Raw genomic sequence first — 6,756 nt, 5'->3', positions numbered from 1 at the left:
CGTGAATCATATCAGCCCCACAGGCTCAATCAGTTAATGGGTCCTGACCCTAAGGAACCGGTTCTTTAAGTGGCTCACCAATGCAAGAAAATTGAAGTTCGGAGATGCAGAAATTCACCTTGATGCCGAGGTGGACGAGGTCATCACATCGGCTATGGATCGTGGCATTACGGTCTTTGGCCGATCTGCACCGGTGGGTTCTAGAGCGGGATTAAACGTGTCTGCATTTCTGACGCAATGGCAGGCTACAGAAAGAATGTTCTTAGAAAATAGTAATTTGTCTACATCAGATGACAGTGTATCTAAAATCATCCATAATCCCAGAGCCTTATTCGAAAGAGCTTTTAAGAACAAAATAATCGACAGCAATCTTTACAGAACGTTGCTGGAGTTGCATCATTTGAAAAATTTGATCTCTCATGACTTGGCTGCCTTTGAAACAAGGAGGCAAAATAGCCAAGAGTTAATGAATCTAATACAAAGCGTAAGCGAGCGAGTAACTCAAGCTCTTGCGAAGAAATAAAGCTTTCTAACACGACTTCTGTATCAAAATACTTACTTGAGAAATATTCGTGCTTGGCTCCGGTAACGTAGAGCGAAAGCTTCTTGCAAGGTTTTGCACTATCAGAACTTCTGAAAGTGCTATCGAGGTTCTGCGAAGTTATTGAAATTTCGCTAGAAAGGTCAAACCGTCAAGTTGAAAAGGAAGCGACGCTCTCTCGAACGCCGCTTCCTCATTTCTCAATAGCCTCCCACAGAAGACCAGCAAAGCAAGCCGCCTTACTTAATATCAGCCATACGGCCCGCATTGATCGACCCTTCAGCATCCGCAACCGCAGCTGTTAGTGCGTCAAAGATCTCGCCGCCACCTTCTACGTTGCCTTTGAACCAATCATAAACCGGTGTTGCGGCTTCTTTGAAAGCGGCTTTCTCGGCGGGTGTTGGTACGTATAGATCACCGCCGCCTGCGACGAAGTCCGCGTAGGCTTGGATGGACTTACGCTTGGGCGACGCGAATGTCGCTTGCTGTAGCTGGGAGAACCCGTCGACCACAACGGAACGCATGTCTTCTGGCATCGCCATGAAGCTGTCGTTGCTCATCCACCAGAGTGCGCCCATGTAGGCGTGGCCGTCAAGCGTGACATACTGCAGACCCGCATCTGGGAACTTCATGCCCATGATGTCGGTGATGCCGTTCTTGGAGCCTTCAACAACGCCCGTTTGGAATGATGTGAACAGCTCAGGCCATGGGATTGGCGTCGGGGAGGCACCCAGTGCGCGGACGAGTTCTTGTGGAAGATCAGCAACAACCGTGCGAATTTTCAGGCCTTCCATGTCGGACGGGTTTTGTACGCGACGCTTTGTGTTCGCGAAGTTGCGCCAGCCACCAGTGTTGCCGATTGTCATCAAGCGGATTTTGTCGCCGGAAGACGCAAGCGCCATGGAGCGCATTTTGCGTGTGAAGTCGCCCTGCAGAACGGCTTCTGCAATACGATCATCCGCCATCAAGTATGGCAAGTCCAGAACCTGCACATATGGGAAGATGCCAGCCGCGCCGCCGGACGTGGAAATATACACGTCGATGGAACCGTCTGCGACACCTTGCAAGCACTCAGCGCCCTTAGAGCAAAGCTGTGTACCGATGAACAATTCAACTTCGATCGCGCCGTTTGAGGCAGCTTCGACGTAGTTCTTGAAAACAACCAGACCATCATAGTCTTCGTCGTTCTCATTCGAGTTGGCTGTTGCGCGAATTTTATACTGCGCGTGGCCTTCTGCGAAAGCCGCAAAACCGCTTGTTGCGATAATGCCAGCTGCAAGCAGCGTTTTTGTTAGACTCTTCAACATTTTTTGGTTCTCCCAATTAGTTTTTTAGTTAGTTAACGAACCCCGTTAGACGAGGGACGGTCATCGAAATGGCCGGAATGTAGGTAATCAAGAAGATCACGAATATTTCGACCAAGAGGAATGGAATAATGGCGCGTGCGATGGATTCGACGCGTTCGCCAGAAACAGAACTGGCCACGAACAACACCAGCCCCATAGGGGGGGTGGCGAGACCGACAGTCAGATTCACGCTCATGATGATTGCGAAATGCACAGGGTGCACGCCGAGATCGACGAAGATTGGACCCAAGATCGGGCCAAGAATGATGATCGCGGGACCTGCGTCTAAGAACATGCCGACGATGAACAAAAGCAGGTTGATCAGGAACAAAAGGATCAGGGGGTTGTCAGACAGGCCAAGGATGATCGCGGCCAATTGCTCTGGCGCGTGGGACAGGCTGACAACGGTTTTGAATGCCATTGCTGCCCCGACCAACAAGAGAACGACCGCTGACGTGCTGGCCGCTTTCATCAAGATCAGCGGCATGTCTTTTACACGCAATGTGCGCAAGATGAAGAAGCCGACGAGCACCGCGTAGAACACCGCGATTGCTGCGGCCTCTGTAGGTGTGAAGACACCCACAAGAATGCCGCCCAAGATCAGGATTGGCGTTTGCAAAGGCACCATCGCGCGTTTGCATACCATACGTAAATCGTGGCTGACGAGCTGACGTATGCCTAGGAACAATCCGTGGGCGGCCAAAAGTGCGCCGCCAAGAGACAACCAGTTGGCCGTCGTACTTGCATCTTCACCAAGGGGAACGAAGGACCAGATCACCAATGCGATGTTCAAGCGCACCAGAATGAAAGAGACCCACCATTCTACAGCCCCCATATGCGTGCCCTTTAGAACGACGCGCTTTGCGGCTGGTAGATTGTACTTATCAGCGGTCAGGCGGACCATGATCATCAAACCAACACCGACCAAGATGCCCGGAACGATGCCCGCAAGGAAAAGCGCCGCAACGCTTTCGCCCATAACATATGCATAGATAATCATGATGCCAGAGGGTGGAATGATCGGGCCGATGACCGAAGAGGCCGCCGTGATCGCCGCTGCGTATCTGCGGGTGTAGCCTTCCTTTTCCATCGCGGGGACCAACATGGAGCCCAGTGCAGAGGTGTCGGCAACAGCCGAACCAGACAGTCCCGCGAAGAGCATTGAAGAGAGAATGTTCACTTGCGCCAAGCCACCACGCAGATGGCCCATCAACGCTTGGGAGAATTCGACAAGGCGTTCGGTGATGCCGCCACGGTTCATTAATTCGCCCGCGAGCATAAAGAAGGGGATCGCCATCAAGGGAAAGCTGTCCATACCATTATAGACGTTGCGATAGAGCAGGGCGATGTCACGTTCTTGGCCATTCATGTAAAGTAGAATGCCAGGTGCTGCGAGTAGGCCGAAGAAGACGGGTAGGCCGACCATCAGCAAAACGAGGAAGACCGGAAGGAACCAAATTAGCATTATTCAGCCCCTGCATATTCTTCGGCGAAGAGGGGCTTCAGGCGATCGCCTCCCCCTGTCATCGTGATCAGACTGCGCAAGATCAGCTCAACGTTCACAATGGTCAGCCAGATAAAGCCAATCCAAAGCGACATATACATCCAAGCGAGTTTCACTTTGAAACTGCTTCCACCGACCCAGTCCAGCGGAACCCAAAGCGTGGCGGAGGAAAACAACCAGCCTGAGTTCACATGTTTCCAGCCGATTTGTGCAGCCGTGATCAGAACTAGCAAGGACACGCTAAGAAGGAAAAGCGAAAGGAAAGCAGCGATTGCGCGCGGCAATGCGCGCTCAACCATATCAATCGCGACGAAACCGCCGACGCGATACGCTGACGGGGCGATCATTCCCGTCATCCACAGCATCAGGAAACGTGCGGCCTCATCGGGCCAAGGTAGCGCATTGTTCAAAACATAGCGAAAGAAGACCTGCACTAGGATGCATAGCACCATCAGCGCAATGCAGGCCACAGCAATGCCGCGCCCTATGGGTAGGGTAAGATCGTTAAAGATCTGAAGCGGGGCAAGTAGCCCGCGTAGTACTCCCATATTCATCCCTCCCAGGATACTGCGTTTGTGATTACTTAATGCAGACCGATCATTTAGACTTCTTTGAAGACCCCATACTTTCCAGAATAGAACATTAACGGCCCTGCGGCCTGTGTGCTGACCCGCGTAACTTGACCGACCACAATCGAATGATCTCCAGCATCATGAACCGCTGTGCGCGTGCATTCAAAGCGCGACAAACAATGTGCGATCAAAGGGACACCTTTGGAGCAGGTGTGCCAGTCGTAGCCATCAAAGGCTTTGCCATCCTTAGCAAATCCATTGCAAATATTAGCTTGCTCTGCGGTCATTACATGAATCGCGAAGTGCTCTGCGTCTGTGAACGCATTATAGCGTTTTGACGCTTTTGCCGGGGACCACAGCACTAAGGCAGGATCAAGCGAGACAGAGGCAAAGCTATTGGCTGTCATGCCCAATGGCCCTTGATCAGAGTTGCATGTGATCACGGTGACACCGGTCGCAAAACGTCCTAACGCATCGCGCAAAGCACGGGATGTATCGGCGCTTGGCTCGAAGCTGTCGGCTACGGTAGGGGGAAGCATTTCGCGGCTCATGCAACCTCATGCTCCATGGCAGCAGTATAAAGTCCGAACCATGATTGGCGATCCATCTTGACCTTCATTGCATCGCTGATCTTGGCGATCCGCTCTAGCGAGTTGGTGCCCATGACCGGCATGATCGTTGCGGGATGCGCGAGCAACCAAGCTACGGCGACGGCAGTTTCGTCAACGCCGCTTGCTTCACCTATCACTTTTAAAGCATCCAAAAGCGCTTTGTTTTCATTCGAAAAAAGAGTCCCCCCTCCAAGGGGGGACCACGCCATTGGTGCAACCTTGCGTTCTTGCAGATACGCAACATCTCCATTCGTGAAACCCTCATGCGCCAGCAAAGAAAGTTCGATCTGGTTGGTGACCAGAGGGTTCTTCATCGCCGATTGAAGTAGCGTCCAATCATGCAGTTTAAAGTTTGAAACACCGACAGAACGCGCCTTACCGGAGGCAACGATGTCATCTAGTGCGGCACCAGTTTCTTCTGCGTCCATCAACGGATCAGGCCGGTGGATCAACAATAGATCAACGTGGTCGGTTCCCATCAAACGCAGCGAGTGTTCAACTGACGCCATCAGGTGCGTACGGGACGTATCATAATATTTGACGCGCGCATCCGAGTAACGCCCCGCAGGAGCAACGATATCGCATTTGGTTACGATCTCGATCTTACTGCGAAGGCCCGTGCCTTTCAGCGCGTTGCCAAGGATTTCTTCCGCCTCATAGCCGCCGTAGATGTCGGCTTGGTCCATCGTCGTGATGCCTTGCGCCAAGCAGCTTTCGATCTTCGCCTGCACATGTGCAGTGCTGGTGTCTGCGTCATCCCCAATGCGCCACATGCCATAAATGAGGCGGCTTAAGCTGAGGTCTGAAGTAAGGTTTATACGTTCCATTAGCGTCTTTCTCCTACGCCCAGTGGCGTTTGGGGCGCATCGGTTGGAACCCGTCCATAGACGTGGGGCAACGAGCAGGTTTTCAAGTGGGGCATGACAAGTTTGCCAAAGTGTTTGCATTCATCCAAATGCGGATAGCCTGAAAAGATGAAAGCACGGATGCCCATCTTTTGGTAGGCTTCAATCTCGCTAAGAACCTGATCAGCGCTACCAACCAAGGCGGCACCGCATCCAGAACGCGCGCGACCGACGCCGGTCCATAGATGTGGTTCAATAAAGCCTTCCATATCAGCCAGATCACGGTTTTTGGCTTGGTGGCTAACACCCAGAGAGGTGCTATCAAGGGCACGATCACGGATGGTTTTACCCTGCTCGTCGTCCAGTTTGGATACGATGTATTCAGCGTATTCACGTGCTTCGACTTCTGTATCACGCACAATCATGTGGACGCGCAGGCCATAGTCCAGCGCGCGATTGTAATTTTCGGCGACCGTATTAACAGCTTTCATGCGCTCTGCCAGTTGTTCCTTCGGCTCTGGCCACATCAGGTAGACGTCGCAGTGCTGACCGCACAATTCCAGTGCAGATGGGGAATAGCCACCGAAATAAAGCAAGGGACCGCCTGTTTGGTAGGGACGTGCTGGATCGGTTGGGACGCCTTCAAAGTTATAGACGTCACCAGTGTAGTTGATTTCGTCTTGGGTCCACGATTGCTTGAGGATTTCGACCACTTCACGCGAACGTTGGTAGCGGAATTCGCTATCTGCTTTTTCGCCCGGAAAGTCCGAGGAAATTATGTTCACTGTCAAGCGGCCCTTCATCATGTGATCCAGCGTCGCAAGGGTGCGCGCTAGCATAATGGGCTGCATTTCGCCGCAGCGTACGGCGGCCAGCATGTTGATCTTTTCAGTGATCGGTGCACAGCCAGCCACAAAGCTAAGCGTGTCTTGACCGACCTGATAGGAGGAAGGGCACAGGATGTTTCTAAAGCCCTGCGCTTCGGCTTCTTTCACGATCGCAGAACAGTGATCCCAGCTGGATCGCAGATCACCGTTGGGCACGCCGAGGAATTGATAGTCGTCAGAACAGAGCGCCGAGAACCACGACACTTCGGCAGCGTCTAAGTCTGGGGATGTGATTGGAACGACCGTCATGTGGAGCCTTTCGAATGGTCTATTCCTACTTGCGTAGCATCGCACAAGGTGTAAATCAATGGTGTATCAATTATTCAAGGCTCCCAGATGGCTCCCCGAAAATCCCTGCCACTTTATGTTCAGATCGAAGAGCTTTTGATCCGTGACATCGCGGCGGGTCGATATCTGGATGGTGAGCGTTTACCGCCTGAACGTGATCTT

The 6,756-nt window shown here is 52.3% G+C and carries 7 protein-coding genes and 1 pseudogene; 2 read left to right on the top strand and 6 right to left on the bottom strand.

Going from position 1 to position 6,756, the window contains the following annotated elements; genetic code table 11:
• The first annotated feature begins 91 nt into the window (after window positions 1-91).
• Complete coding sequence (locus tag QZ279_RS15120) at window positions 92-523, top strand: hypothetical protein (RefSeq protein ID WP_293452442.1); 432 nt, start codon at window positions 92-94, stop codon at window positions 521-523.
• Between the two features lie 257 nt (window positions 524-780).
• Here QZ279_RS15120 and dctP read toward each other — a convergent pair whose 3' ends face one another.
• The 6 genes from dctP to QZ279_RS15090 are packed head-to-tail and all read right to left on the bottom strand — an operon-like array spanning window position 781 to window position 6,555.
• Window positions 781-1,848: a TRAP transporter substrate-binding protein DctP gene (gene dctP / locus QZ279_RS15115; RefSeq protein ID WP_293452440.1), complete on the bottom strand. Its 1,068-nt coding sequence runs from the start codon at window positions 1,846-1,848 to the stop codon at window positions 781-783.
• 28 nt (window positions 1,849-1,876) lie between these two features.
• Window positions 1,877-3,352, bottom strand: a complete 1,476-nt coding sequence (locus tag QZ279_RS15110) for a TRAP transporter large permease (RefSeq protein ID WP_293452437.1) — start codon at window positions 3,350-3,352, stop codon at window positions 1,877-1,879.
• Window positions 3,352-3,939 (bottom strand): TRAP transporter small permease subunit, encoded by a 588-nt coding sequence (locus QZ279_RS15105; protein WP_293452433.1) that lies wholly within the window; start codon window positions 3,937-3,939, stop codon window positions 3,352-3,354. The genes QZ279_RS15110 and QZ279_RS15105 overlap by 1 nt, the downstream gene beginning before the upstream one ends.
• Window positions 3,940-3,992: 53 nt before the next feature.
• Window positions 3,993-4,514 (bottom strand): flavin reductase family protein, encoded by a 522-nt coding sequence (locus tag QZ279_RS15100; RefSeq protein WP_293452430.1) that lies wholly within the window; start codon window positions 4,512-4,514, stop codon window positions 3,993-3,995.
• Window positions 4,511-5,401: an aldo/keto reductase gene (locus tag QZ279_RS15095; protein WP_293452427.1), complete on the bottom strand. Its 891-nt coding sequence runs from the start codon at window positions 5,399-5,401 to the stop codon at window positions 4,511-4,513. Before QZ279_RS15095 ends, QZ279_RS15100 begins: the two co-directional genes overlap by 4 nt.
• On the bottom strand, window positions 5,401-6,555 hold the full coding sequence (locus QZ279_RS15090) for an LLM class flavin-dependent oxidoreductase (protein WP_293452425.1): 1,155 nt from the start codon (window positions 6,553-6,555) through the stop codon (window positions 5,401-5,403). Before QZ279_RS15090 ends, QZ279_RS15095 begins: the two co-directional genes overlap by 1 nt.
• A gap of 87 nt (window positions 6,556-6,642) precedes the next feature.
• Here QZ279_RS15090 and QZ279_RS15085 point away from each other — a divergent pair.
• Window positions 6,643-6,756: pseudogene (locus tag QZ279_RS15085) on the top strand (GntR family transcriptional regulator); the annotation flags it as partial.

The sequence above is a fragment of the Planktotalea sp. genome (assembly GCF_018607965.1).
Lineage (GTDB): Bacteria > Pseudomonadota > Alphaproteobacteria > Rhodobacterales > Rhodobacteraceae > Planktotalea.
Note: the sequence above shows the minus strand (reverse complement) of the source record. Positions and strands in the feature narration are given on the sequence as shown.

Coding starts and splice junctions, on each gene's coding strand:
- QZ279_RS15110 (WP_293452437.1), bottom strand. CDS start 3,352: ATGCTAATTTGGTTCCTTCCGGTCTTCCTCGTTTTGCTGATGGTCGGC.
- dctP (WP_293452440.1), bottom strand. CDS start 1,848: ATGTTGAAGAGTCTAACAAAAACGCTGCTTGCAGCTGGCATTATCGCA.
- QZ279_RS15105 (WP_293452433.1), bottom strand. CDS start 3,939: ATGGGAGTACTACGCGGGCTACTTGCCCCGCTTCAGATCTTTAACGAT.
- QZ279_RS15100 (WP_293452430.1), bottom strand. CDS start 4,514: ATGAGCCGCGAAATGCTTCCCCCTACCGTAGCCGACAGCTTCGAGCCA.
- QZ279_RS15095 (WP_293452427.1), bottom strand. CDS start 5,401: ATGGAACGTATAAACCTTACTTCAGACCTCAGCTTAAGCCGCCTCATT.
- QZ279_RS15090 (WP_293452425.1), bottom strand. CDS start 6,555: ATGACGGTCGTTCCAATCACATCCCCAGACTTAGACGCTGCCGAAGTG.